The organism is Paenibacillus sp. p3-SID1389 (assembly GCF_025151705.1).
GTDB classification, from domain to species: domain Bacteria; phylum Bacillota; class Bacilli; order Paenibacillales; family Paenibacillaceae; genus Fontibacillus; species Fontibacillus phoenicis.
The window spans coordinates 1-24,443 of sequence record NZ_JALXVO010000059.1; the positions used below are offsets into that span (position 1 = coordinate 1).

The 24,443-nt window shown below is 52.9% G+C and carries 19 protein-coding genes; 8 read left to right on the plus strand and 11 right to left on the minus strand.

All coding sequences use genetic code 11. From position 1 onward, the window contains the following. Window positions 1-178: 178 nt before the first annotated feature. Window positions 179-1,207 (minus strand): FUSC family protein, encoded by a 1,029-nt coding sequence (locus M3G15_RS18495; RefSeq protein ID WP_260071710.1) that lies wholly within the window; start codon window positions 1,205-1,207, stop codon window positions 179-181. Between the two features lie 141 nt (window positions 1,208-1,348). Between M3G15_RS18495 and M3G15_RS18500 the strand changes: the two genes are divergently transcribed. Next, a complete protein-coding gene (locus M3G15_RS18500) occupies window positions 1,349-1,891 on the plus strand; it encodes a hypothetical protein (protein ID WP_009222943.1) in 543 nt (180 codons plus the stop codon). Window positions 1,892-1,976: 85 nt separating this feature from the next. On the opposite strand, the gene M3G15_RS18505 is transcribed toward M3G15_RS18500, so the two are convergent. Both M3G15_RS18505 and M3G15_RS18510 read right to left on the minus strand, forming a co-directional pair. Beyond that, window positions 1,977-3,053, minus strand: a complete 1,077-nt coding sequence (locus M3G15_RS18505; RefSeq protein ID WP_009222942.1) for an AI-2E family transporter — start codon at window positions 3,051-3,053, stop codon at window positions 1,977-1,979. Between the two features lie 88 nt (window positions 3,054-3,141). Beyond that, window positions 3,142-4,236 (minus strand): lactonase family protein, encoded by a 1,095-nt coding sequence (locus M3G15_RS18510; RefSeq protein WP_009222941.1) that lies wholly within the window; start codon window positions 4,234-4,236, stop codon window positions 3,142-3,144. Between the two features lie 173 nt (window positions 4,237-4,409). Between M3G15_RS18510 and M3G15_RS18515 the strand changes: the two genes are divergently transcribed. Continuing rightward, the gene (locus tag M3G15_RS18515; protein WP_009222940.1) at window positions 4,410-4,766 is read left to right on the plus strand and encodes a LytTR family transcriptional regulator DNA-binding domain-containing protein; all 357 of its coding nucleotides are present in this window, start codon (window positions 4,410-4,412) and stop codon (window positions 4,764-4,766) included. Window positions 4,767-4,865: 99 nt separating this feature from the next. On the opposite strand, the gene M3G15_RS18520 is transcribed toward M3G15_RS18515, so the two are convergent. Both M3G15_RS18520 and M3G15_RS18525 read right to left on the minus strand, forming a co-directional pair. After that, on the minus strand, window positions 4,866-5,858 hold the full coding sequence (locus tag M3G15_RS18520; protein WP_260071711.1) for an aldose 1-epimerase: 993 nt from the start codon (window positions 5,856-5,858) through the stop codon (window positions 4,866-4,868). A gap of 130 nt (window positions 5,859-5,988) precedes the next feature. Continuing rightward, on the minus strand, window positions 5,989-7,251 hold the full coding sequence (locus tag M3G15_RS18525) for an MFS transporter (protein ID WP_260071712.1): 1,263 nt from the start codon (window positions 7,249-7,251) through the stop codon (window positions 5,989-5,991). Between the two features lie 105 nt (window positions 7,252-7,356). On the opposite strand from M3G15_RS18525, the gene M3G15_RS18530 reads away from it, so the two are divergent. The 4 genes from M3G15_RS18530 (at window position 7,357) to M3G15_RS18545 (ending at window position 13,035) form a co-directional block, all read left to right on the plus strand. Then, the gene (locus M3G15_RS18530; protein ID WP_009222937.1) at window positions 7,357-8,244 is read left to right on the plus strand and encodes a C40 family peptidase; all 888 of its coding nucleotides are present in this window, start codon (window positions 7,357-7,359) and stop codon (window positions 8,242-8,244) included. A gap of 176 nt (window positions 8,245-8,420) precedes the next feature. After that, window positions 8,421-9,338, plus strand: a complete 918-nt coding sequence (locus tag M3G15_RS18535; protein WP_260071713.1) for a type 2 periplasmic-binding domain-containing protein — start codon at window positions 8,421-8,423, stop codon at window positions 9,336-9,338. 100 nt (window positions 9,339-9,438) lie between these two features. After that, on the plus strand, window positions 9,439-10,491 hold the full coding sequence (locus M3G15_RS18540; protein ID WP_260071714.1) for a LacI family DNA-binding transcriptional regulator: 1,053 nt from the start codon (window positions 9,439-9,441) through the stop codon (window positions 10,489-10,491). Between the two features lie 102 nt (window positions 10,492-10,593). After that, complete coding sequence (locus tag M3G15_RS18545) at window positions 10,594-13,035, plus strand: glycoside hydrolase family 94 protein (protein WP_260071715.1); 2,442 nt, start codon at window positions 10,594-10,596, stop codon at window positions 13,033-13,035. An 88-nt stretch (window positions 13,036-13,123) separates the two neighbouring features. On the opposite strand, the gene M3G15_RS18550 is transcribed toward M3G15_RS18545, so the two are convergent. Beyond that, window positions 13,124-14,644, minus strand: coding sequence for a DHA2 family efflux MFS transporter permease subunit (locus M3G15_RS18550; RefSeq protein ID WP_009222933.1), 1,521 nt, complete (start codon window positions 14,642-14,644; stop codon window positions 13,124-13,126). Continuing rightward, entirely contained in the window at window positions 14,634-15,086 is a 453-nt protein-coding gene (locus M3G15_RS18555) for a MarR family winged helix-turn-helix transcriptional regulator (RefSeq protein WP_260071716.1), read from the minus strand. The genes M3G15_RS18550 and M3G15_RS18555 overlap by 11 nt, the downstream gene beginning before the upstream one ends. 249 nt (window positions 15,087-15,335) lie before the next feature. Between M3G15_RS18555 and M3G15_RS18560 the strand changes: the two genes are divergently transcribed. Next, window positions 15,336-16,586, plus strand: a complete 1,251-nt coding sequence (locus tag M3G15_RS18560; RefSeq protein ID WP_036643720.1) for a methyl-accepting chemotaxis protein — start codon at window positions 15,336-15,338, stop codon at window positions 16,584-16,586. A 254-nt stretch (window positions 16,587-16,840) separates the two neighbouring features. Here M3G15_RS18560 and M3G15_RS18565 read toward each other — a convergent pair whose 3' ends face one another. Next, a complete protein-coding gene (locus M3G15_RS18565; RefSeq protein ID WP_260071717.1) occupies window positions 16,841-19,033 on the minus strand; it encodes an alpha-galactosidase in 2,193 nt (730 codons plus the stop codon). Window positions 19,034-19,153: 120 nt separating this feature from the next. Beyond that, window positions 19,154-20,566, minus strand: a complete 1,413-nt coding sequence (locus M3G15_RS18570; RefSeq protein WP_260071718.1) for an MFS transporter — start codon at window positions 20,564-20,566, stop codon at window positions 19,154-19,156. 135 nt (window positions 20,567-20,701) lie between these two features. On the opposite strand from M3G15_RS18570, the gene M3G15_RS18575 reads away from it, so the two are divergent. Beyond that, a complete protein-coding gene (locus M3G15_RS18575; protein ID WP_260071719.1) occupies window positions 20,702-21,583 on the plus strand; it encodes a LysR family transcriptional regulator in 882 nt (293 codons plus the stop codon). A 297-nt stretch (window positions 21,584-21,880) separates the two neighbouring features. Here M3G15_RS18575 and M3G15_RS18580 read toward each other — a convergent pair whose 3' ends face one another. Next, a complete protein-coding gene (locus M3G15_RS18580) occupies window positions 21,881-23,008 on the minus strand; it encodes a DUF4349 domain-containing protein (RefSeq protein WP_260071720.1) in 1,128 nt (375 codons plus the stop codon). A gap of 186 nt (window positions 23,009-23,194) precedes the next feature. Then, window positions 23,195-24,433 (minus strand): beta-ketoacyl-ACP synthase II, encoded by a 1,239-nt coding sequence (fabF, locus tag M3G15_RS18585; protein WP_260071721.1) that lies wholly within the window; start codon window positions 24,431-24,433, stop codon window positions 23,195-23,197. Window positions 24,434-24,443: the final 10 nt, after the last annotated feature.

The window sequence follows — 24,443 nt, forward strand, 5'->3', positions numbered from 1 at the left end:
ATATCTTGACAAATGATAAAAAGCATGTTATAATTGATTTGGATAAAATCTGATCTGCAACAACGATTGATAGTCTATCTTTTATTGTACCAAGATGAACTTTACTTATCAATCTATGTTTACACGATGAATGACATGAAAGTCCTGCCTTAAAGGCAGGACTTTTTTGTTATTCCCATTAATCGCCGGTCGCTGCTGTGGAGTGATCTGCCAACCGGTTGAGCCGCTCCAATTGGTGACCGTATTCATACATTTCGGCTGACACAATCGATAAGCGCAGCACGCCTGTGCGCTCGGCTGCATATCGGTCCAGCATCCGCCGCAGGAATTCGTCGTTTTCCGTTTCAAATTGCATCGATTCGCAGTAGCCCGGCTTCAGCTTGTCATCAAACTTCAGCATGACATGCTCGTGGAATTTGGTCAGCTTCTCCAGATGCTCGTCAAATTCTTGATTTAATTCCGGCGTGCGAGCCGCCTGGAAATAATGCTGCTCCACCGCGTTCAGCACCTCAAGCCCTTGGCGAAGCGTGCGCAGCATTTGCTTATACACCACAAGTTGACGATGGTCGCTAAATTTCGGTGCTTTGATTTTCTTCTGATCCTCCTCCATCAGCTTATACTTATCTGCTAATTGGCTGATGGTATCCTCAAGTTTACGCTTATCGGACCGGAACACCGCTTCCTTAATCTCATCGGAAATCGCCGTTCTTAGCAGCAGCGACAGCTGATCAAACGTTTGCCGGACCTGTTGCTCGAACTGTACCTTTGGTTTGGGCGGGAACAAGACGATGTTGATAATAAAAGCTGAAAAAATACCAATTAAGCTCAACAGAAAACGGTTTAACGCAAATTCCCACTGGCCTGACGCCTCCATCACGGACACGACCGTAACCAGTGTAATGCCAATCGTATCCCCCATTTTCAGCTGCAGACAGATCATGATCACTAGAATGCAAACCAGCCCTACGGCGATGGGTTCATTGGAGAAGACCATGCCGCCCAGCATCGCTAACACGGCCCCAAGCGTATTCGTCTGCAGCTGATCGATCAAGTAACGCCAGGAACGATAAATGGTCGGCTGTATGGCAAAAATCGCGGCGATCGCCGCGATCACCGGCGAGGATAATCCCAGTAAAGTACCGGCATATAAAGCCAGTGTAACCGCAACCCCCGTTTTTAGCATTCTTGCGCCAAATGTCACTTCCATTCCCCCTACGTCCCCCAGCATATTCCATTTATTTTAAGCAAAATTTTAACAAATATTAAGGTTCATCTCAGATATCCTGCCTGTTTTTGGTCAAAACTGATAAAGGCAAGGACCAAATAATTCTATACGAAGAGGTGAAAAATGTCCATGTTTATGGAGAACTTGAAACCGATGGCTGGCAAATTGACCCTTGCACTTCTGCTGGCTGCCGGTTCGGCTGCTACGGCGGGCACCGCATATGCGGAAACCGGCGCTCCGGCGGATCAAACGCCGCAGGTGAGTCCAAGTCCGTCGCAGACGGAAACCAAGCCGCATAAGCATCACCCGCACGGCCATTTCCGTGGCGGTCACATCGTCAAAGATACGGCCGAAATGCTGGGAATCGAGCCCAAAGCCCTGGTAGACCAACTGAAGCAAGGCAAGACATTGCTGCAAGTCGTGCAGGCCGAGAAAGGCTGGAGCGAAGAGGAATATCTGAAGAAGCTGACCGAGTCCGCGAACCGGAATATCGACAAAGCGCTGGCTGAGGGCAAAATCGACCAGGAAAAAGCGGACAAAATGAAGTCCAAGCTTCCGGACAAGTTGAAGAAGGTCATCAACCGCAACTGGAAGGACCGGATACCGGGACAGCCCGCAGCGGATTACCAAAATAACAAGGTCAACTGGAGCCATATGGTTCACTAACCCAGGTGAATAACTACGGACAACCGTGAAAAAACCGCTGGGCGGCCTAAAAGGTACGCTCAGCGGTTTTGCATGATCTAACGATTTATTTCTCTTCCGGCGCCCCCGTCTCCACTGCAGGTCCTACCGCTTTATGTGGAGTCCCTCCTACGGGAACCTCAACGATATCCAGCAGGAAGATAAAGATCGGTACACCAACGATCAGTCCCCAGACCCCAAGGAAATGCTCAGAGACCAGCAGAATGAGGAAGGTGAAAAAAATCGGCAAATGCGTTTTGTTGGACATGAATTTCGGGTTCAAGAAGTACGTTTCAACTGCATGAACAAGCGCGATCATGATGAGGACATAGACGATTTTGATCAATCCGCCAATTTTAAAAGCGATCGCACACAGCGGAATCAGCGAAATGATAACCCCCATAACTGGAACAAGCCCTAGCAGGAAGATCATGATCGCCAGGGCGATCAGATTCGGAAACCCTAAAATCCATAGGAAAATGGTCGATAATACCGCATTTACCGTTGCAATCAAAAACTGCACTTCAATCACTTTGCCGAAGGACTGAACGAATTTGCGACCGAAGTACTCCAGCTCCTTGAACAACCCTCCGATCCGGCTTTCCCGAAACTGGACGGCAAAGTTCGTGACCTTCTCTTTCTCCAGCAGGAAGAACAAGCTGAGTACGATCGCGATGAACAGATTTAAGCTCCATTCGCCGATATCCGTCAGCGTGCTGAGCAAGAACGTAAACCCGTTGTTAATATATGCCGATAGATCGATATCTTTCAAGTACTCCACGATGTAATTCAAAATCGGGTTATCCGGGAGCACCGGCGGGTTCGAATAGAACGAAATCACCTGGTTGACCAAGTCGGTCAGCTCGGTAAGCAGCACCGGCATATAATAGTAGATGGCGGAACCAAGCAAGGTAATTAGCACGACGTAAATAAACAGCACGGTGACGGTTCGATTGATGCGAATCACCTTGGCTACGTTCCGGCTGATGAAATTGTGCAGCCGATTGATTAAATACGTCAGAATAAACGTAATGAGCAGCATATTCAGCATACTGCGGGCGAAATACAAAACGAGGACGACAAACAGCAGGGCAAGCACCCTGCGGAATCCCGCCATTTGAAACAGTTCCTTAAAAAACGTCATGAGTCACAAACGGCTCCTTCACAGTTACTGGAGGGTATTCCCCTGCGTTAATCTTAAGCGAGCCGTTAAGACTTTGCAAATAAAATAGTTAGAACCATACCGGCTTTACGCAAACCGGCTTGGATACGGATACGGTTCGGCCGGTAAACGTTAAGCGTCCGCTATCGGGATCAACCGTAAAGACAGCCAGCAAGTTGTTATCCCGGTTCGCCGCAATCAGATGTTTACCGTCCGGGGTAAGCGCAAAATGCCGCGGATGACCGCCTTCGCTGGAGACATGTTCAACCAAGGTAAGCCGTCCGCTCTCCGGATCGATTGCAAACTGCACTAAGCTGTCATGGCCGCGATTGGAACCGTACAGATAACGGCCGTCTGCCGAAATGGCTACCTCTGCCGTGGTGTTCTCCCCGGTATAATCAGCAGGCAACGTGGGTACGGTGTCCTGCAAGGCCAGCTCTCCGGTTGTTGCATCATAAGAAAAAAGAGAAATCGAGGAATTCACTTCATTGATGGAATAAAGCCACTGCCCGTTCGGATGGAATGCAAGATGTCGCGGACCAGCCCCCGGCGGCGTAGACGCTTCGCTTCGGTAAACCAGCTGTCCGGATTCAGGTTCAAACGAATAGACGAAAATGCGGTCCAACCCCAAGTCGGCCACCAACGCGTATCGGTTATCCGGGCTGAAAGTAACAGAATGGGGATGCGGACGATCTTGGCGCACCGGATCAGCCCCTTGCCCTTCATGCTGGCGCTCGTCAACCAACTTGCCCACGGTTCCGTCTGCTTGAAGTGCCACAAGGCCAACGTTCCCTCCGTGATACCCCGATACGGCGGCAAATCGACCGCTGCGGTCAAGTTGAATATGCGAGGAGGAAGGGCGAATCGTCACTTCCCGGTTCAATTCACGAAGCTTGCCGCCCGCATCCACATCAAACGCAACAACTTCCCCGATCCGCTCCCCTCCCAAGGTCGTTTCGGAAATCGCGTACACCTTGCGGGAATCTTGATGGATGCCCAGGAATGTGGGGTTCTTTAACCCGGACGCTTGATCCAGGAGACGGAGCTCCCCTGCGTCCAAATCCATTTCATATGTGTAAACTCCGGGATCGCTCGCTTCAGCATACGATCCCACAAATATCAGCAATCGTTGTTGTGAGACTGACAAGTGAAATTCCTCCTTCATATGAAGCTTGTTTAAATGATGTCCCCTATATTTTTCCGTAATTCACCCAAAAAGTCCAGTCTCGCCCGGGATAAAGTTAAATTTGAAACTGAAATGAGGCCAGCTACCCAAACCAGATAAAATATGATATACTGTAAGCGCTTCCGAAAGCATCTTCTAAAGGGGGATTTGGAATGATGAACGTCGGACTCGAAGAAAGAGGCGTCTACGAGGATCTTAATCCTTACGAGACGTATTTCTTCAAGATCGGAGCTCACGGACTGGTTTGCTTCCATGGACGGAATTACAGTATTAAACAGAGATTATCCGCCGAACAGACCTCGAAGTTGATCTCAGACCCTCGCTTTTACCGCATCAGCACGAACTGCTATGTGAACCTGACCCAAGTCTCGGAAATTCGCGATAACGTTGTTTGGTTCCGGGATGAACGGCATGGGATCAAGACGATTTCGGTCCCCAGACGTAATCTGGAGCAATTGAAACGGCTGATCCCGTCTCAACGCGGCAAAGTCACTGCCGGAGTGAACTAACCCTCCGCTGAACTGACCTGCCAAGCGGCCAAAGGCAAAAAGCAGCCTGACTCGCACCGTCGTAGACGGCCGGGTCGGCTGCTTTTTCCGTTGTCCCTCTTATTTCACGTATAGACGGGCGCGTTCCTCCCAAATCTCGCCGGGAAGCAGGCTAAACAGACCAATTTCCTCTGCCGGTAAATTCGACTTTGGTGCGTTCACCAGATTGATCTGCGGCTCCGGACAGAAGAAGCCTTCCGTCGCCCCGTTATTCCAAATCATCCATTGCTTGTAGGAGGTCCCTACGTCATACACGAGCGTCTTGCCGAGCTTCGTATCGGTCAGCTCCATCCGGTTTCTGCCGTTTTGCGGTACCGCCGTGTAATGGTTATCAATCGAAGCGAAGAACGGATAGACGCCTTCCCCTTTCATCTGCTCTTCTTCAGCTGTCAGCGGCTGGAAGGATCCGGTTGGGAGCATCCGCTCGCTCATTTGCCAACGCTGCCCGATCGTGAGCTTGACCTTGTAATCCTTTGCCGTACTTTCAGGCGCAAACGGGGCATTCACCGCGGTATGGAAGGCTAGCAGACATGGCATCTCTTTGTCGCCGTCATTGCGGATGAACACCTGCTGAGCCAAGCCATCATCGCTCAACGAATATCTCAGCCGCATTGTAAATTTAAAGGGAAGGTACCGATACACCTCGTGGTTCTCGTCAACCGACACTTTGACAGAAACGTAACTTTCCAACGGGGTCTGTCCGAAATCCTCAACCTCCCAGGCCGTCGTATGTAGAAATCCGTGCAAATGGTTGTGAGTTGCGGCCTCGTTCACCGGAAATTGAAGAACTTCACCTTTCCACGGGAATTGTCCGTCTTCATAACGGTTGGGCGGGAACAGCACCGGGATCCCGTGGACGCCGGGATTGCTTTTGAACGCCTCCATCTCCTGTTCACCGGGCTCACGCAAGAAACGGTAACCGCTTTCGACATCGCGGAAAGCGATCAGATTGCCGCCGATTTCCGGCAGCATCACCGCCTCATAACGCCCGGATTTGAGCCAAACTGCTTTTTCTCCTTGATAAGTGTCTTCATAAGCCGTTCTTTGTGCCATGGATGGTAATCTCCCTTCATTGCTTAGCGCTCATCTTGTAATATACCTTAAAGCGCCTCCAAAAGTCACCCCTGTCCATCACAACAGCTTTAGGGTCGCAAATTATCATGTTGTCTCCATCCGCTTTACATCATGCATCGCGCAAGATTTTGCGACCCAAGCTTGCAGCCAAGACGATCATGGACGCCCCAACGAACAGTTGCATGCCAAAGATTTGCGTCCACATCGGCCACGATTCAATCCATTCCAACACCTGCCCGCCGAGCAGCGGACCAAAGAAAGAGGCCACCCCCGTGATCGCCGAATACATCGCCATATACATCGGACGCTCCGATTTGGGCGTGTCGCCAATCATAAAGTTAAAGGCCAGTTGGTTAAATCCGCCGACGCCAACCCCAAATATCATATGGGCCAGGAAGAGCACAGGCAGCACAGGCAACACGGACAGTCCGCCCCAGCATAGAATCGCCAGCGCAATGATCGGTAGCGTCCAGAACAGCAAGCGACGATTGCTGTAACGCGCATTCAGATTCCCCCACACGTAAAAGCTTCCCATCATAAAGACCGTCTGGGTCACATTTAAAAGCGAGATCGTCTGATAATTGATGTGCAGCAGCTCCAACATCACGTACGAGTACAGCGGCACGACAAGGTTCTGCAGCAGCAGGAAGCCGGCCAGAAACAACGTTGCTTTCATAAAGGCTCCGTCCTGGAGCGGTTTACGCAGCATCGGCATAAACTTGCTTTCCGCTGAGCGCTCGAAAGCCGCATCGGGATAGAACATAAACACGATGATGTTGGCGATCGCGCAAATCCAGATCACGATATATAAGTAAAAGAACCCCTGCGCCGCCGGATAATGGTCCAGCACCATCCCACCCAAAAACATCACCAACGTGTTCAGCGCATTAAGAAACGTATTACGGATTCCAAAATATCTTCCCCGTACGCGGGCCGGCACAATATCGCTAATCAGCGAGTTCCACAGCATCGCTCCAACCGTATTAAATATAAACGCCGCGATATATAGAGCGATAAATCCGGCAACCCAATAATGGCGCGGTAAAACAAACGGAACAAGGCCCGTTGCCCCCCACAGAATGCGATGCAGCCCAACGAACAGCACCAGCGCCCATTTGCGGCTGGTTAATCGCTGAATGAGAAAAGCAACGGCGATTTGAGCAATATTCACGAAAGTCGTTATCGCCAGGACAAAGCCGATTTGCGCTGAATTCGCCCCGAGATACAGCAGAAATCCCGTCAGGAACTGACCGCCAAGCAACGTTTGGAAGATCGTGGAGGGCACGCCCTCCCAGGTCGCGATCGCCAAGTTGCGGCGCTGGCGGGACGGCTTTCTCGATACAAACGATTTTTGCATAATATTGCTCTTCATTGTTGATGGATGCTCCTTTGATTTCTCTCTCCGAATAGTTCTGTCTCTTTTTTTACATACTTCAAGTGATTCGCTAATCTAAATGAATGGAGTGCTAATGATCTTATGCGGATTTCCTTGAGGTTTGGGATGTTCCTTGTTTGTTTGACCCTGCCGCTGACCATGATCACTTCCTGCGGCCAGCAGGATCGGCTCCGCTCGAATGCTGTCCCTCCATCCGGCAATTCCCCGGTGAGAACAGAAGCCATCACCGAATCCAACGGCACAACCTGGGTGCCGTTAACGCAAGTGGCTCAGAGCCTTGGCCTGCGATTGCAGGAGAACAGTGACAGCGCCAATCTCGGTTATACCGATGTGATGTTTACCGTCCAGCCTAGCCAGAGACATGCGATTTCCTTTGGGCAGCCGATCGCTCTGCCTCAGGCGCCGGTGCGTGAGAACGGTCAGCTCTATATGACGATGGATGCCGTATCCGCCCTGCTGCAAACCAAAGCGAAGATCGATTCCCGCACGGGAAAGCTTAGCTTTGACCGCATTACCCCGGCGGGCGGCAATATTCCACCGCAGACAGGAACGAGCCGGTACGGAGTTCTAGGCGTTGCCGAACATCAGGATGAGATGGTCGCCTATGCCAAGCAGTTTTTAGGCGTACCTTATGAATTTGGCGCCGCACCTTACGAACAGTCCAAAAAATTTGATTGTTCGTCCTTCACCCGTCATGTCTTTAAGAAGTTTGGTCAAGACCTGCCGCGGCTGGCCCGGGATCAAGCCAAAGAAGGCGTGCCGGTGACGCGGGATCAACTGCAAGTGGGAGATTTGATCTTCTTCACGGTCCCCGGCCGGTTTCAATCCGACAAAATTCCCGGCCATGTCGGCATCTATATCGGCGACGGCAAATTTATTCATACCTGGGGTGCTCCCGGAGTTCAAATCAGCCCGCTGGACAGCGGGTATTGGAGCACAGTGATCCTTTCCATGCGCCGGGTCCGTTAGTTTCAACCACCCCAAGGCTTAAAGTAAAGGCCGGGGAACCGCAAGGTTCACCCGGCTTTTTTCCTGCCGATCAGCGATTTCCCTTCGATACAAATACAAAGTATAATGAATGTAGGCATCACTTTCCATATAATATTTATACATTAAAACCTTGATGGATTTAGAGGAGAAAGACGATGGACAACGACAATCTGAAACAGGCTTATGGGGTGCTTGGACTGCCCGAAAACGCTTCCCGCGAAGAACTGGAGAGAGAATTCGACATTTTGCTGCGCAAATCCCGCTCACGCAACCTTGATCCCGGCGAAGCCGAGGAAATCGAGCGTAAGATCCAGGCTTACAAGCGGATCGTGGAGACGGAGGAACAGCGCAAGCTCGCGGAGTTAACCCGCAGGCGTTATGAGAAGTGGGGCAAATTTGCCGGGACCGCTGAGAAGGTTGACGATTTTTTTCGGCTTTATCGCAATTATGTGATCATCGGAATCATTGCCATCGCAGCTATTATTTGGGGGACGAATGCTTATCTTAACCATCTTGAAGAACAAAAACGACTGGCCGCCCTGCCTCCCATCGATCTGTCGATCATCATGGCCGGCAATTATTTGACTGACGACCAGAACGGCGGTGTCGACGCTCTGGAGCAAACGATGACAGCGCAAATTCCCGGATTCCAAAGAGTGGAAATTGAAATGCTGTACTTACCGCCGCAAGGAGAAGCCTTGAGTACCGCGGATATCGCTTATCAGCAAAAAGCGATGGCCGTGATCGCTTCGACAAGTCCGGATATTTATATAACCGATGCGCCTACCTTTGAGTGGTTATCGAATGGCGGCGCTTTTCTCAGCCTCGATGATTTGGTTAACGGTGAATTAAAGGATCTTCTGACGGAAAACAACCTTGTCAAGGATGTATCCGACGAGGACAATACCGAGCATGTGTACGGCATTAAAGTCACCAACAGCACTCTCGTCAAGGAGCTGCCGCTGGGTTATACAGACTTGATTATTTCGCTCCGTGTCGACGCGAAGAACAAAGACAAAGCGATCACGATGATAAAGACCTACTTGGAGAATCTCCCGAAGGCGGCGGAATAGCCGCCATTTTTTCGTGCGTTTTTTCATAATTGATTAATTTCAGGGGATGCTATAAAATAACCCTATAAACGCGCGTTTACGAAAGTGGGGACAAACCTTTATGCGCAGTGAAGACATCGCCAAACTGGCCGGGGTGTCCCGCAGCACCGTATCACGGGTGATCAACAACTATCCGAACGTTCCGGAAGCGACCAGGGCCAAGGTGCTCCGCGTCATTGAGCAGCACCATTACGAGCCGAATAGCTTCGCCCGGGCGCTCGCCGGCAAACGGACGGATACGATCGGCCTGTTCGCCATCAGCATGACAGAGAAAGAAGACACAAGCCGCATCTACCAGAACAGCTACTTTGCCCCGATCGTCGACATGGTCGTCGATACGGCCAATGCCCGCGGATTTTATGTACTGATTCATACCGTTTATTCGCCGGGCGATTTCCAGAAGGTGAAGCAAGCCTTCCTGCAGAAGCGGATTGATGGCGGAATTCTGGTGGGCACGCAGAAGGACATCGAGCTGGTTCGGGAAATGGTGGATCAGGAAGCGCCGTTAGTGCTCGTCGATTATGACATCGCGGAAATCATGACCGAGCGCCTGAACAAAAATCATCTGGCGGTTATCAACTCCAATGACTATGAAGGCACGGTCCAGGCGATCGAATATTTGATTGAACTTGGGCATCGCGACATCGGCATTTTGAAAGGCAGCATGAATACGTACTCGGGTCGTGAGCGATACTTAGCTTATGAGCACACGCTGCAGAAGCACGGATTGCCGCTGCATGAAGCATATATCCTTGAGGGCGAATTCCTGAAGGAAAGCGCCTACCGCGAGGCTCAGCGGCTGATCGAGCAAGGAAACTGGCCAACGGCCTTATTTTGCGCCAACGACGATATGGCCATCGCTGCGATGGAAGCGTTTGCAGGAAAAGGGATCAGCGTACCGGAGCAAGTGTCGATCATCGGCTTTGACGATGTCGAGTTAGCTTCCCGGGTTACGCCGAAGCTGACGACCGTCCGGCTGCCCATCGATGAGATGGCCAAGGCTGCCGTATTCAAAGTGATTGAGCTTTGCGAAGCGGAGCAACCTACCTTCAGCACAGTCAGCTTCCCAACTCGTCTGGTGATCCGGGATTCCTGTCAACCCCCGGCGAAATAACCAAACACCCTACCCTCCTCCCCGATCTTTTAACGATCGCCGGAGGAACCTTTTCTCATCAAAATAAACGCGCGTTCACAAACGAAGGGAGAGTTCCTGTTCATGAAATTTGGAGCATTTGACGATCAGCGTAAAGAGTATGTGATTCATACGCCGCAAACCCCTTACCCTTGGATTAACTACCTTGGCAATGAGCAATTTTTCGGACTCATCTCCAATACCGCCGGCGGTTATACATTCTATCGCGATGCGCGCCTGCGCCGGTTGACCCGCTATCGCTACAACAATATTCCGCTGGATACCGGCGGACGTTACTACTATCTCCGCGACCACGACAACGGCGATTTCTGGACGCCGGGCTGGATGCCGGTCAAACGCGAGCTGGATTTCTACGAATGCCGGCACGGTTTGGGATATACGTCGATCACCGGGGAACGCGGCGGCATTTCGGTCACTCAATTGGCGTTTATTCCGCTGGGCTACAACGGCGAAGTGCATCGCCTGACAGTGAAGAATACGAGTTCCCAGACGAAGAAAGTCTCTCTCTTCTCTTTTGCCGAGTTCTGCCTGTGGAACGCTCAGGACGACATGACCAACTTCCAACGCAACTTGAGCACCGGCGAAGTGGAAGTGCTGGATTCCGTCATCTATCATAAAACGGAATACCGTGAGCGTCGCAATCACTATGCCTTCTATTCCGTGAACCGCGACATCGACGGCTTTGATACGGACCGCGAATCGTTTGTAGGGCTGTATAACGGCTTGCACGAACCGCAGGTCGTTGTAGCCGGCAGAGCTTCCAACTCCGTAGCCAGCGGCTGGTCCCCGATCGGCTCGCATGAAGTGACGCTGAAGCTTGCCCCAGGCGAAACGCAAAGCCTGATCTTTATCCTCGGTTACGTTGAAGTGCCGGAAGAAGAGAAATGGGAATCCCCAGGTGTCATCAACAAAAAACCAGCGCTCGAGATGATCGAGAAATTCGCTACGGACGCCGACGTTGACCGCGCTTTGGCAGATCTTGCTGCGTATTGGGACGGCCTGTTGTCCAAATACCAAATCCAAAGCGGCGACGACAAGCTGAATCGCATGGTAAATATCTGGAATCCGTATCAATGTATGGTGACGTTTAATATGTCCCGTTCGGCTTCGTATTTCGAATCCGGGATCGGCCGCGGCATGGGCTTCCGCGATTCCAACCAGGATTTGCTTGGCTTTGTGCATCAAATCCCGGAACGGGCCCGCGAGCGGATTCTCGACATCGCCGCTACGCAATTTGAGGACGGCAGCGCATATCACCAATATCAACCGCTCACCAAGAAAGGCAATAACGAGATCGGCAGCGGCTTTAACGATGACCCGTTGTGGCTTGTGCTGGGTACAGCGGCTTACATCAAGGAGACCGGCGACATCAGCATTCTGGATGAACAAGTGCCGTTTGATAACAATCCGGACAATACCGCAACGCTGTTCGAGCATTTGAAGCGCTCCTTCTACCACGTCGTGCACAACCTGGGGCCGCATGGTCTGCCGTTGATCGGCCGCGCAGACTGGAACGATTGCCTCAACCTGAACTGCTTCTCCAAGGAGCCGGGTGAGTCATTCCAAACTACGGCGAACATCGAAGGCCGCGTAGCTGAGTCCGTATTTATCGCCGGCTTGTTCGTCTTCGTAGGCCCAGACTTCGCTGAAATCTGCCGGATCCGCGGGCTGGAATCCGAGGCGAAGGAAGCGCTGGAGTGGACGGAGAAAATGCGCAAAACGACGCTGGAGCACGGCTTTGACGGCGACTGGTTCCTGCGCGCTTACGATCATTACGGCGAGAAGGTCGGCAGCAAGGAAAACGCCGAAGGCCAAATCTTCATCGAGCCGCAAGGCATGTGCGTCATGGCAGGCATCGGCGTCAAGGAAGGCTTGGCAGCCAAAGCGCTCACTTCCGTTGAGAAGCGCCTTGATACGAAATACGGGATCGTGCTGCAACAGCCGCCGTATTCGAAGTATTATCTGAACCTGGGCGAAATCTCCAGCTACCCGCCGGGGTACAAAGAGAACGCCGGGATCTTCTGCCATAACAACCCTTGGATCATGATCGCGGAAACCGTATTGGGCCACGGCGATCGGGCGTTTGAAGTATACAAAAAAATCGCCCCGGCTTACCTGGAGGACATCAGCGAAATCCATCGGATGGAGCCGTACGTCTACTCGCAGATGATTGCCGGCAAAGACGCCGTACGTCACGGCGAAGCGAAGAACTCCTGGCTCACCGGGACGGCAGCCTGGAACTACGTAGCAATCACGCAAGCTATTCTTGGCGTGCAAGCTGACTTTAAAGGGCTGAAAGTGGATCCTTGCATTCCGTCGGCATGGGACGGATACGAAATCACCCGCGTCTTCCGGGGGGACACGTACGTCATCCGCGTGAGCAACCCGAATCATGTGGAAAAAGGCGTGGCCAGCATCACGGTGGACGGCCAGCCAATTCAAGGCAACATCATTCCGCCGGTTGGCGACGGCGGCGTACACCAAGTCGAGGTTGAGCTTGGGTAAGCCCCTGTTCTCAATAAGATGCGAAAATGAAAAAGGTACAACTGCTCCAATCGAGTGGTTGTACCTTTTCTAATTATGGGAGAACTCACTAAGCCTTCGCAGGTTTCATGCCGGTTTCCTCTTTCCCAGTTCCCTGACCTTCTTTATTTACCTGCACTTTGCGGATAAAGAACGATAAGATGAGAGCCACCAGCGTAATCCCCGTCGCCACGACAAAGGCAAAATCAATCCCGTTGATCGTCGCATCCCGAGTGATCAAGGCGACTTGTTGGGCGTTAGCCGGGTCTTTCGGATTAATTCCGGCCGCGAGAATCATTTCGGCCGCCTTATCCTTGGCACGCGAGGACATGATCGTCACGAGAAGTGCGGTCCCCAATGCTCCCGAGATGGTCCGCAGCGTGTTGGACATCGCGGTGCCATGGGCATTCAGCCGCGCCGGCAGTTGGTTGAGACCGGCCGTCTGAATCGGCATCATTAACATCGACATCCCAAACATCCGTGCGGTGTACATCAAGATGAGATGAGTATACGTCGTATCTACGGTCAAATTGCTGAATTCCCAGGTCGTTACGGTGGTGATGGTCAACCCGATAACCGCCAGCCAGCGAGCGCCAATCCGGTCAAAGATCATCCCGGTAATCGGCGACATAATCCCCATCAAAATTGCCCCCGGCATCAACAGCAGCCCGGATTCCACGGGGGAGAAGCCGCGGATGTTCTGCAGGTAAATCGGCAGCAAGATCATCGCCGCATACAGCGCCATGGTGATCACCACATTGATGATCGTAGTCAGCGAAAACATATCGTAACGGAATACGCGGAACTCCAGCAGCGGCTTATCCGATATCAGTTGACGCCACAGGAACAAGCCCAAGGTGATAACGCCGACAATCAGGCTGACGACAACATCTGTCTCGCCCCAGCTGGTGCTGCCAGCTTCACTAAACCCATACAAGATACCGCCAAAGCCGATTGTCGACAAGATGATCGACAAGACGTCCAGGTTTGGACGGCCAACCTGGGTTACATTTTTCATAAAGATTACGCCAAGAATAATCGAAAGAACCGCAAACGGGAAAATAATCCAGAACAAAACATTCCATGGGTGATGCTCAATGATCCAGCCGGAGAGCGTTGGTCCAACCGCAGGGGCGAAGATCATGGCGATCCCCATCATCCCCATCGCTTGCCCGCGCTTCTCAATCGGAAAGATCGTCAGGAAGACGACGGTCATCAGCGGCATCAGCACACCGGCGCCGGCCGCCTGCACCAGTCTCCCGATGAGCACCATTTCAAAGTTAGAACCGATTCCGCAAATGAATGTGCCCGCCGAGAACAAAACCATGGCGGAAATAAACAGCATCCGTGTCGTAAATCGTTCCATCAAAAAGGCGCTGATCGGAATCAAAACGCCGTTCACCAGCATAAATCCAGTCGTTAACCATTGGATCGTCGTCGCTCCAACGCCCAAGTCGTCCATCATTTTCGGCAGGGCAACGTTCATCAAGGTTTGGTTCAGGAGGGACACAAATGCCCCGATTAATAGCGCCATTACAATCGGCCATCTCTTGAAGTTAACGGCCGGTACAGCAGCAGTATTACTGTTCATAGGTTTCCTCTCTCACTTTCTCTAAGGATGCGATAATTTTGCGGTGGGTTTGCAGCATCTGGTCGATGTCTTCCCCCGCTGCCTCCAGGACCGCCGAGAACGCCCGGGTATATTCGAGGTCCGTCTTCCGATATACCTCCATTCCCTTGTCGGTGATTTGCAAGAACACGGACCTCCGATCGCTGTCCACCCGTCCGCGCTCCACGAGCCCCGCTTTGACCAGACGATCAATCACGCCGCTGACCGTGCTGTTCCCCATCCGCATCTGTTCGGCAAGCTCCGTCACCCCGATTTGCGGATGATGATGAATTCGCTTTAAGGCCATGAACTGGATGCCGGTGATGCCGAAGGGCTCGGCTTGTTTGGATAGCAATTGGTAAAAGGCTCTCTTCACCTCGCGGAAGGATTCCACGATCTCATGCATGCGTTGCTTCTGGTCCAAACGGTGCTCATCCTTTAACACTTAGTTCTACTCTTTAATATTTCGTATGCGAAACAATCCATTACTATATTTAACAGAGCATCAAGTTTATTGTCAATATGGGTATCACAAATATTATCAATAGACAAAATTGGATGATTTTCAACCTTCGGATAGCATTTCGCGGAAGATTTCATTCTATACCCCTGACGTGTTGAATGATATAATCATGGTAGAATTCACCTATTACTTAAGGAGGACATGAATCCCATGACATGGTTCAACCGACTTCCCTTATCCGGAAAGATCTCCGCTGCCTGTTATCTTGTGGCCGCGCTCTTTGCCGTACCATCGCTGCTCGCCTTCATCCTGCTGGGACATATCGTCATCGGTATCTTGCTGATCGTCGTGTTGGCAGCGCTTACCTTCCCGCTTTCGCGTTACCTCCAGAAAGCGCTTACGGATTCATTCGATGATATCACCAGCGCTTCGGCCAAAATCGCCAAAGGGGATTTTACCAGTCGAATTTCGGAATCCGGAGGCATGGATGATCTCAGCCGCTCCTTCAACAGCATGGTGGACAAGCTGCGCAAGATCCTCCAGGAAACGTCGGATATCACCCGCAAGGTAATGGATTCCAGCCGGAAGATTTCCGACCGCAATCAGGAGCTGATTGAAGTCATGACCCAAGTCACCCACTCCTCCAACGAGCTGGCTCTTGGTGCCAACGCCATCTCCGAAGATGTCAGCGGCATGAAGGACGCGATTGGCGAGATTGAGCAGAAGGTGAGCAATTACACCGAAGCCTCCCGTGAGATGAATCAGCGTTCCGAAGAAATGATTCAATTGGTAGAGCGTGGACGTGAGTCCGTCTCCCGTCAAGCGAGCGGGATGCGCAAGAACATCGAAGCAACTGAGAAAGTGGCTGAGTCCATCGAGGCTTTGGCGAAAAACGCGCAGGGGATCACCAAAATTACGGCAACCATCTCTGAAATTGCTGAACAGACCAATCTGCTGTCGCTGAACGCTTCGATTGAAGCGGCGCGGGCGGGCGAACATGGAGCCGGGTTTGCCGTGGTTGCCCACGAGGTTCGCAAGCTGGCTGAAGAATCCACCGCCTCAACCAAAGAGGTATTTAATCTGGTTCGCAGCATCGAACAAGACGTGAAGCAAGCTGGACAGAACATTAAAATCAATGAAGAAGTTGTCCGGCAGCAAAGCGAAATGATCCGGGAAGCAGAGCAAATCTTCCAAGAGATCGTGCAAAGCGTGCAGTATATTAGTGAGGAAATCGCCGCATTCGCCAGAGAGAGCGAGGAGATGCTGGAGAGTGCGCAGAACATCTCATCGGCGATTCAGAACATTTCCGCCATCACCGAGGAATCCGCGGCAGGCACGGAACAAGTCTCGGCATCCATGAACGAGCAAATTACCTCGATCCGCGCGATGGCCGAAGAGGCCGAAGCGATGAAAAATGCCGTGTTCCAGCTGCAGAAGACGATACATATCTTCAAGTTTTAATCGAACCACCCACCGCCCAGTCCCTTTTGCATAGGGGCTGGGTTATTTTTCTTTTTTCGATAAGATATGAGGAGTCTAGCGTAAGCACAAATCATTATCCAATGGAGGGATTTGGGATGAAAGTTATCAACTGCTGGAACCGCATCGCCATTTCCACGGGGATGTTCCCCGGCTGCCGTGATGTAGTGAAACCTGCGTAAGCATCATCAAAAAAAGACCTGATGGGGTTAACCTCCCTCAGGTCTTTGCGTTATTTATGGCTTCGTTTTCAAGTGAACCATCTTGCTGCTGAAATCGCCGCGCACCGAAGCCATGGACAAGCCGGCGTTCATCAAACGGTCGCCGCCATACACTTCGCCGCTTCCGACCACCTCGTAATCTTTGGCCGGGTCAAGTCCTTGCAGCTTGACGCTGCGCAGCGGGCCATTAGGTTCCGCAAGGACGCGGAAATAGAACAGCAACGCTTCGCTCTGATCCGGGCTAACGAACATCCACGCCGTCTCATTTCCTTCGAACGGGCTTTGCAGACGGTACAGATCCCCTTGCTGCACCAATCCGCGGATTTCTTTGTAGAGTGCGATCTGGCGTTTGGCCGTCTCCTTCTCTTCTTCCGTAAACCGGGTAAGATCTAATTCGTAGCCAAAATTGCCGGACATGGCCACATCCCCTCGGAACGTCAGCGGGGTCGTCCGCTCTACTTGGTGGTTTGGCACCGCCGAGACGTGCGCGCCCATCGTCGACACCGGATATACGATGCTGGTGCCGTATTGAATTTTCAAGCGCTCCGCCGCATCCGTGTCATCGCTCGTCCAAGTCTGCGGCATGTAGTACAGCATGCCCGGATCAAACCGCCCGCCGCCGCCGGAGCAGCTTTCGAACAAAATCTGCGGGAACTCGCTCGTCAGACGCTCCAAGAGCTCGTACAGCCCCAACATATAACGGTGGGCGACTTCCCCCTGCCGCTCCGCCGGGCTGACCGCTGAACCAATCTCCGTCATGTTCCGGTTCATGTCCCATTTCACGTACGTAATCGGCACCGTCGAGAAAATGGCACTTAAGCGCTCATACAGATACTGACGCACATCGCTGCGCGACATATCCAGCACCAGCTGGTCGCGGGCTTCTGTCCGCCGCCGCCCCGGAACGTGCAGACACCAGTCGGGATGCGCCCGGTACAGATCGCTGTCCGGGGAGACCATTTCCGGCTCGAACCAAAGGCCGAACTGCAGCCCGGTGTCCTTCACGCGGCGGGCCAGGTCCTTGAGCCCGTCAGGCAGCTTGCGGCGGTCCTCGAACCAGTCGCCTAACGAGCTGTTATCCCGGTCGCGCCGGCCAAACCAACCGTCGTCGAGCACGAACAGCTCGATGCCCAGCTCGCTGCCCGCTTGGGCAATCGCCTCGATCTTGTCCGCGTTGAAATCAAAATACGTCGCTTCCCAGTTATTAACGAGAATTGGCCGCTCCTGATCGCGGAATTGCCCGCGGCAGAGCCGAGTCCGATACAACCGGTGATAGGTTCGGGACATGCCTCCCAGCCCATCAGCAGAATACACAAGCACCGCCTCCGGGGTTTGAAAGCTCTCGCCCGGCTCCAGCTTCCACGTAAAGTCAAAAGGGTTGATCCCGATCTGAACCCGGGTTGTCCCAAACTGCTCAACCTCGGCTTCAGCGGTAAAGCTGCCGCTGTAAACCAAGCTGAAGCCATAAACCTCACCATGCTGCTCCGTCGCATCCGGCCGCAGCAGCGCCAGGAACGGATTCTGCTGGTGGGAGCTCGACCCGCGGCGGCTGCTGATCCCGGTCACCCCCGGTGCGAGCCGTCTGCGCTGCACATGGCGTTCACGAGCCCAAGCGCCGGATAAATACAAGGCGTCGTAAGCCGCGTCCGGGAAATCCACCGAGGCGCTGAGCGCCCGCTCCAGTTGGATCGACTCGCTGCTTCCGTTCGTGAGCCGGGCGGATCTGGCGATGGCGTCAAAATCAGCAAACACTGTATAGCTCAGGACGACGACCAGTCCGGAAACGCGATCTTCCAGCTCCAGCTCCAGCGTTTCTGCCTCATGGTCTTGCTCAACATATACAGCAGGAAGCCCCTTCAGCACCGGCTTACCCGGAACGATCCGGTGGGAGCGATACGTCAGCTCGGTTGCCCGGGTACCGTTCGCAAGCCGCACCTGATATGCCGGGCTCCGGAAGTCACTTGTTCCGTATTGCGGATATTCCTGTGGGAGAGAATCCAGCGAAATCGACTTATCCTCCGGGATCGGGTTCGGACTAAACGAAGCGCGTTCCTGGAAGGTCAGCAGCTGATCGAGGTTGCTGCCATGGCGCAGCTTGGCCCCGAAATAAGCATGGGCAGGATACCCGTGAACCAATTGAATCAAGTAACTTGTATTGCGGGACTGCAAATGGAAAAGGCCTTTCGCTTCATCGAAAAAGATAGGCATTCTCGATCCTCCTGGTAGGTTCTCATCTAAATTGGACTAGCGTTCATCTTCTTCCATTCTACTATCAACCCCAGGAGGAGTAACGAGAATAAAGTGATCTTCTATATGGATATTTGTGATTTATTCATGCTTTGCCACACGGATTCCGTCACTCAGCAAAGACTTCGTCGCACCTCCAAATTGCCGAGCATAATAACGGTAGAACAGCAGGATGCCGATATGCAGCAGCGCCAAAACCAGAGCGACATTGGAATACACGGCGGAACCCTCAAATGGATTTAGCGGATTCCAATGTGACGTCGCTCCGAAATCCACAGCTTTGCCGTAAAGGCTGATCGCGACCGTACCGGACAAAAAGCTCAGCATGGACAGCATCCCCATGCCTACCCCTGTCTGCTCCTTCGGCAAGGTGCGGGATATCGTGTTCGACAACGCTAACTGCATGAACATCTGTCCCACATTCCCAAGAATCAGAATCGCGGCAACCCAACCCGCCGATGCCCCGGACACCCCGGAGTAGAGAAAGAAGCAACTAATGAGCAACGACGACGCCAGATAAAACACAAAGACATTGCCCTTGGTGTCCGCCAGCCTGCCTCCTTTGCGGCCAAGGATGGCCGATGCGGCAGCTCCCGGCACCATCGCAAATCCAATCCAGCCAGCAGGAAGCCGGTTCACCTCAGCCAGCAGCTGCGGCGTGAGAAACGGCAGCGCATACCCGATCCCCATAACCAGCGCCGACAGCAGGAGACCAAACGAATAGCTTTTATTCCGAAAAAGCCGCGGATTCACAAACGGCTGCTGGGCACGTAGAATGCGCCAAACAAACAGCAGAAACCCGATGAAGCTGCCCAAATACAACTCCCATCCCCCATAGGTCACCCCAAGCAACAACAGGGTAACTGTACCGGCAAGCAAGCCTCCGCCAAGCCAGTCGATTTGGACGGATTGAAGCGGTTCATCGCTGAGGTACTTCCGATAAAACGGCAACATCACCAGCATCAGCATCGGCACGCAGAATAACCATCTCCAGTCGACCACACTCACTAGCAGCGCGGAGACGACAGGCCCAAGCACACCGCCGATCGCAAGTCCTGTAGCGGTAATTCCGAGCGCATATCCGCGACGTCCGGCCGGGAAATACCGCACCGGAATAATCATCGCCGCAGCAGGCACTACAGAGGCTCCCGCAGATTGCAGCGTACGGCCCAGCAAGACCATCCAATACGCCTGCGCCGAAAGTCCAATGAGCGAACCTACGCAGAACAGAAGAAATCCAAACGTCAGCAGCTTTTTCAACGAAAAAGCATCGGCCAATTTCCCATAGATCACCGCACCGATGGCATAAATCAGTCCATAAATCGTTGTTACCCAGCTGACCTGAGTCACGGACAAGCCAAATTCCTCTTTCATATCCGGAAGTACGATATTAAAAAGCGTGGCGCCCATGGATGACAAAGTCATCGTAAACGCCAAAATGCGGATCAGCTTCTCACTCGCAGCAGACGTACCGGTAGAAACAGCATTTTTCATCGCAATCTCCTCCTATCGATCTCCTCACAAGTTATTGTATGATTGAATAATAATAATGAAAAAAATATATTAAATTATAGATTCATAAACTTAAGGTTATCGATTCAGAGTAAATCTAAAGGAGTTGGCATCGACATGGAGATGCTGCAATTGGAATATTTTCGCACTGTCGCTCGTTTGGAGCATATGACCCGTGCTGCCCAAGAGCTGCATATTGCCCAGCCTGCGCTCAGCAAGACGATCTCCAGGCTTGAGGAGGACCTGGGGGTCCCGCTGTTTGATCGGCAAAATCGTCAAATTCGGCTCAACGCCTTTGGCAAAGCCTTCTTGAAAAAAGTAGAGGCCGCGCTGGATGTCCTGGAGGAGGGGCGCCGTGAGGTGGCGGATCTGGCGGGAATGGAGCGGGGCAGCATTCATTTGGCCACCAATACGCTGGGGCGGATTACGTCCGCACTGAGGGCTTTTCGCGAAGTCTATCCGGAGGTCAACTTCCGGATTCTCCAGACGTCCCCCGCATCCGCTGCGGAGATGATTCAGCTGCTGGAGTCCGGCGAGGTGGATCTGTGCTTCACCGCTTCCTCACTGGATTATCCCGGGGTGTGTGAACAGCCGGTGCTGAATGCCGAAGTCTTCTTAGCTGTACCGCCCGGCCACCGGCTGGCAGATAGAGAAAACATCCGCCTCGAAGACGTGGCGGACGAATCTTTCATTGAATATAAAACGGGGCATCCGTTTCACAAAATCAACGAGTCGTTTTGCCATGCCGCCGGCTTCCGTCCGCGCATCGTGTGCGAGGTCGATGAACCCAGCGCGTTGGGCAGCCTCGTTCAAGCCGGATTAGGCGTTGCCTTCATGCCGGCCTGCCGGAAGGATGAACGCCCAGCCTACCCGATGCTGCGAATCGAAAGCCCGGATTGCCGGCGGGTCTACTCCGTTGCTTGGCTGGAACGCCGTTATTTGTCTGAAGCGGCGCGGCGCTTCCGTGAGTTTTTAAGCGAATACTTCAGTGAGGCTTAAATCTTGTGATTACCGGTTGCTGCTGAGCGGCGTCCGCTTCAGCATATAGGCGCCGGCCAACGCCACGGTTGCTAGCGGCAAATACTTGATGTCTCTCAGGAGTTATAGATAATCTCTCAGCATCCATCTTCAAACCTTTCACTTCCGCGTTTTGTTCCGTTATCTTAACATAGAACGAAATTGAATTCGTTTAAGTTTAGTTTTAGATGAAGTAAATTGGATCCAGTCCCACACAAAAAAATAAGCGCTAAGGACTTTTCTTTTCCTTGGGCTTACTTTTTTATTCGTTTCTTGAATTTAATGTTCCTCCGGGTGATTCACATGACCCACATCCTCTTGTTTTTCCTCTGTACTGGAGGTAGGCATCGTTTCCCGTTGCGGCGAGGTCGCTTTGGAAGCCTTAAGCTCAGCACGGCGGCGTTCGCGCTGCTCCCGGTTCTTCCGGCGCTTGATCCAGATCGGGATGACGATAAGGGCGGCAATGACAAGCGGCGGCAGCGCCCCTGCTGCGAATACGACAAGCCACTGGAAGAAGAGCGACAAGACGTCGATGCTGCCGGTCAAGGCTTTTTTCATCCGTTCCAGCAAGGGCGTATCATCGCTGGATGCCGCTGTCAGCTTCGACGGATCCGGCTGGAAGACGCGGATATCAATCGTTGAATAGGACACATTGCTGTCGAGGTACCGCATTCTCCCTTTAATTTGCTCGATCTCCGTTTGAATCCACTCCAGCTCATTAACGTATTCAACCAGTTGCTTGGTCTGGGTCGCTTCCTCGACGAATTTCAGGTACCGTGCTTCCATCGCTTGTTTGACCTTTAATCGGGATTCCAGATCAACATACTCCTCCGAGACATCCTGTCCTTGGATGTTCCGCTGCAACGACTCGGGCTTTAATCCCTCCAGCCGGTCCAGGAACGAGGAGAAGCCAGCCGCCGGTACTTTGAGTACAAAGTTGCCGCCAAGCTCGTGCTGCGATTGGTTCTCGGAAAATTCTACGATGTAGCCGCCCGCCAGCGTCACCAGATTGCGGATCTCCGATTGTGCCTTGGCGTAGTCCTTCACTTCCATCACGACGTGTGCCCGGTAGATCAGCTTGCGGTTGAGCCCGGCATCGGTACTAGCTTGCTGAAATCCCGACGTGGAGTTCACCGCCTCGCTGTCGTTCCCCACATTCCCAGCCGCCGCTGAATCCGGTGCGACAGAGCCGGTCGCGGGTGCTGTGGCCACATCAGTTGCAGTCTCAGCAGCGCCTGCTCCATCCATTTCGGTTTCCGCCCAGCTGCTTGCTTGATTCATCGCTTCTTTAGAAGCCGACGAATTCGAGGCAACGTCATTGCTTGCACTCCCGCAACCGCTAAGCAGCAGAGGCAGAAGCATAATGATAACGCCCCAAACCGTTATCTTTTCTCCCCTTTTCCCCATCAATATGCCCCCCTGTGGTTTCAGATTTCAAGACTTCCGCACGATGCCGGTTTTGTCGGATTCATCTGTATTTCATCCTGCGGCGTCCCTTACCTATCCTAACGCGTAAGGGCTACCTAATGTTGCCTGACCTGTGAAATAAAAATAAACCGTCCCGCATCGACGGGACGGTTGGTTGGGTTGAACTTATTCCTCATATTTACGCACGACGATCACGGCGTTATGTCCGCCGAAACCAAATGAGTTGGATAACCCGATCTTAAGCTCGGCCCGGCGCGCCTCATTGGGCACGTAATCGAGATCACATTCCGGATCGGGGTTCATCAGATTGATCGTCGGCGGGATGATGCCTTCCTTCAGCGTTTGGACCAGGGCGATAGCTTCCGCGCCGCCAGCCGCACCAAACATATGGCCGGTCATCGATTTGTTAGCCGTAATCGGAATGCGATGGGCGTATTTGCCAAACGCCTTTTTGATCCCCTTCGTCTCCCCAAGATCGCCGACCGGGGTGCTTGTCGCATGGGCGCTGATCACATCAACCTGCTCCGGCGTGATCCCCGCCGAGACGAGCGCTCGTCTCATCGCCAGATAGGCGCCTGCGCCTTCGGGATGCGAAGCGACCACGTGGTAGGCATCGGAGCTTGCACCGTAGCCGATCAACTCGCCGTGAATGCGTGCTCCCCGGCGTAATGCGTGCGACAGCGACTCGAGTACCACGATCCCGGCGCCTTCGCCCATCACGAAGCCATCGCGGTCCGCGTCAAACGGCCGGCTGGCTTGCTCCGGAGCTTCGTTCCGCTTGGAGAGCGCGGTTGCATTGCCAAAGCTGGCCACCGCAAGCGGATGCACCGCCGCTTCGGTTCCGCCGGCGATCATCACATCGGCTTCGCCGCTGCGGATCAGCCGGAACGCCTCGCCGATCGACGAATTGCCGATCGAGCAAGCCGTAACCGGAGACAGCGTCTCGCCTAACGCGCCGAAACGGATGCTGATCTGAGCAGCCGCCATATTGGAGATCATCATCGGCACCAGACTCGGGCTCACCCGGTTAGGTCCGCGATTTTCGAGCACTTTAACGTTTTCCGCCAACGTTTCAATCCCGCCGATGCCCGAGCCGACATACACGCCAAAGCGCTCGCGGTCGATCAGCTCCGGATTGAGATCGGCGTCCTGAACTGCCTGTTCTGCGGCGAACAACGCGTATTGGCAGAAGAGATCCATTTTGCGGGCTTCCTTTCGCCCGAAGATTGCCTCGCCGTCAAACCCTCGAACCTGCCCGGCGATTTTGGTGCTAAAATCCGTAACGTCAAAACGTTCGATCTGCGATATCCCGGAGCGTCCTTCTTTTAACCCTTGCCAAAATGTATCTACATCATTGCCCAGCGGGGATACAATACCCATTCCGGTAATAACCACTCGTTCCATAAAACATCCT

Bases quoted from the DNA above. Each gene is read 5' to 3' on its own strand.
- M3G15_RS18495 (WP_260071710.1), bottom strand. From the start codon at position 1,207: ATGGAAGTGACATTTGGCGCAAGAATGCTAAAAACGGGGGTTGCGGTT.
- M3G15_RS18500 (WP_009222943.1), top strand. From the start codon at position 1,349: ATGTCCATGTTTATGGAGAACTTGAAACCGATGGCTGGCAAATTGACC.
- M3G15_RS18505 (WP_009222942.1), bottom strand. From the start codon at position 3,053: ATGACGTTTTTTAAGGAACTGTTTCAAATGGCGGGATTCCGCAGGGTG.
- M3G15_RS18510 (WP_009222941.1), bottom strand. From the start codon at position 4,236: ATGAAGGAGGAATTTCACTTGTCAGTCTCACAACAACGATTGCTGATA.
- M3G15_RS18515 (WP_009222940.1), top strand. From the start codon at position 4,410: ATGATGAACGTCGGACTCGAAGAAAGAGGCGTCTACGAGGATCTTAAT.
- M3G15_RS18520 (WP_260071711.1), bottom strand. From the start codon at position 5,858: ATGGCACAAAGAACGGCTTATGAAGACACTTATCAAGGAGAAAAAGCA.
- M3G15_RS18525 (WP_260071712.1), bottom strand. From the start codon at position 7,251: ATGAAGAGCAATATTATGCAAAAATCGTTTGTATCGAGAAAGCCGTCC.
- M3G15_RS18530 (WP_009222937.1), top strand. From the start codon at position 7,357: ATGCGGATTTCCTTGAGGTTTGGGATGTTCCTTGTTTGTTTGACCCTG.
- M3G15_RS18535 (WP_260071713.1), top strand. From the start codon at position 8,421: ATGGACAACGACAATCTGAAACAGGCTTATGGGGTGCTTGGACTGCCC.
- M3G15_RS18540 (WP_260071714.1), top strand. From the start codon at position 9,439: ATGCGCAGTGAAGACATCGCCAAACTGGCCGGGGTGTCCCGCAGCACC.
- M3G15_RS18545 (WP_260071715.1), top strand. From the start codon at position 10,594: ATGAAATTTGGAGCATTTGACGATCAGCGTAAAGAGTATGTGATTCAT.
- M3G15_RS18550 (WP_009222933.1), bottom strand. From the start codon at position 14,644: ATGAACAGTAATACTGCTGCTGTACCGGCCGTTAACTTCAAGAGATGG.
- M3G15_RS18560 (WP_036643720.1), top strand. From the start codon at position 15,336: ATGACATGGTTCAACCGACTTCCCTTATCCGGAAAGATCTCCGCTGCC.
- M3G15_RS18565 (WP_260071717.1), bottom strand. From the start codon at position 19,033: ATGCCTATCTTTTTCGATGAAGCGAAAGGCCTTTTCCATTTGCAGTCC.
- M3G15_RS18570 (WP_260071718.1), bottom strand. From the start codon at position 20,566: ATGAAAAATGCTGTTTCTACCGGTACGTCTGCTGCGAGTGAGAAGCTG.
- M3G15_RS18575 (WP_260071719.1), top strand. From the start codon at position 20,702: ATGGAGATGCTGCAATTGGAATATTTTCGCACTGTCGCTCGTTTGGAG.
- M3G15_RS18580 (WP_260071720.1), bottom strand. From the start codon at position 23,008: ATGGGGAAAAGGGGAGAAAAGATAACGGTTTGGGGCGTTATCATTATG.
- fabF (WP_260071721.1), bottom strand. From the start codon at position 24,433: ATGGAACGAGTGGTTATTACCGGAATGGGTATTGTATCCCCGCTGGGC.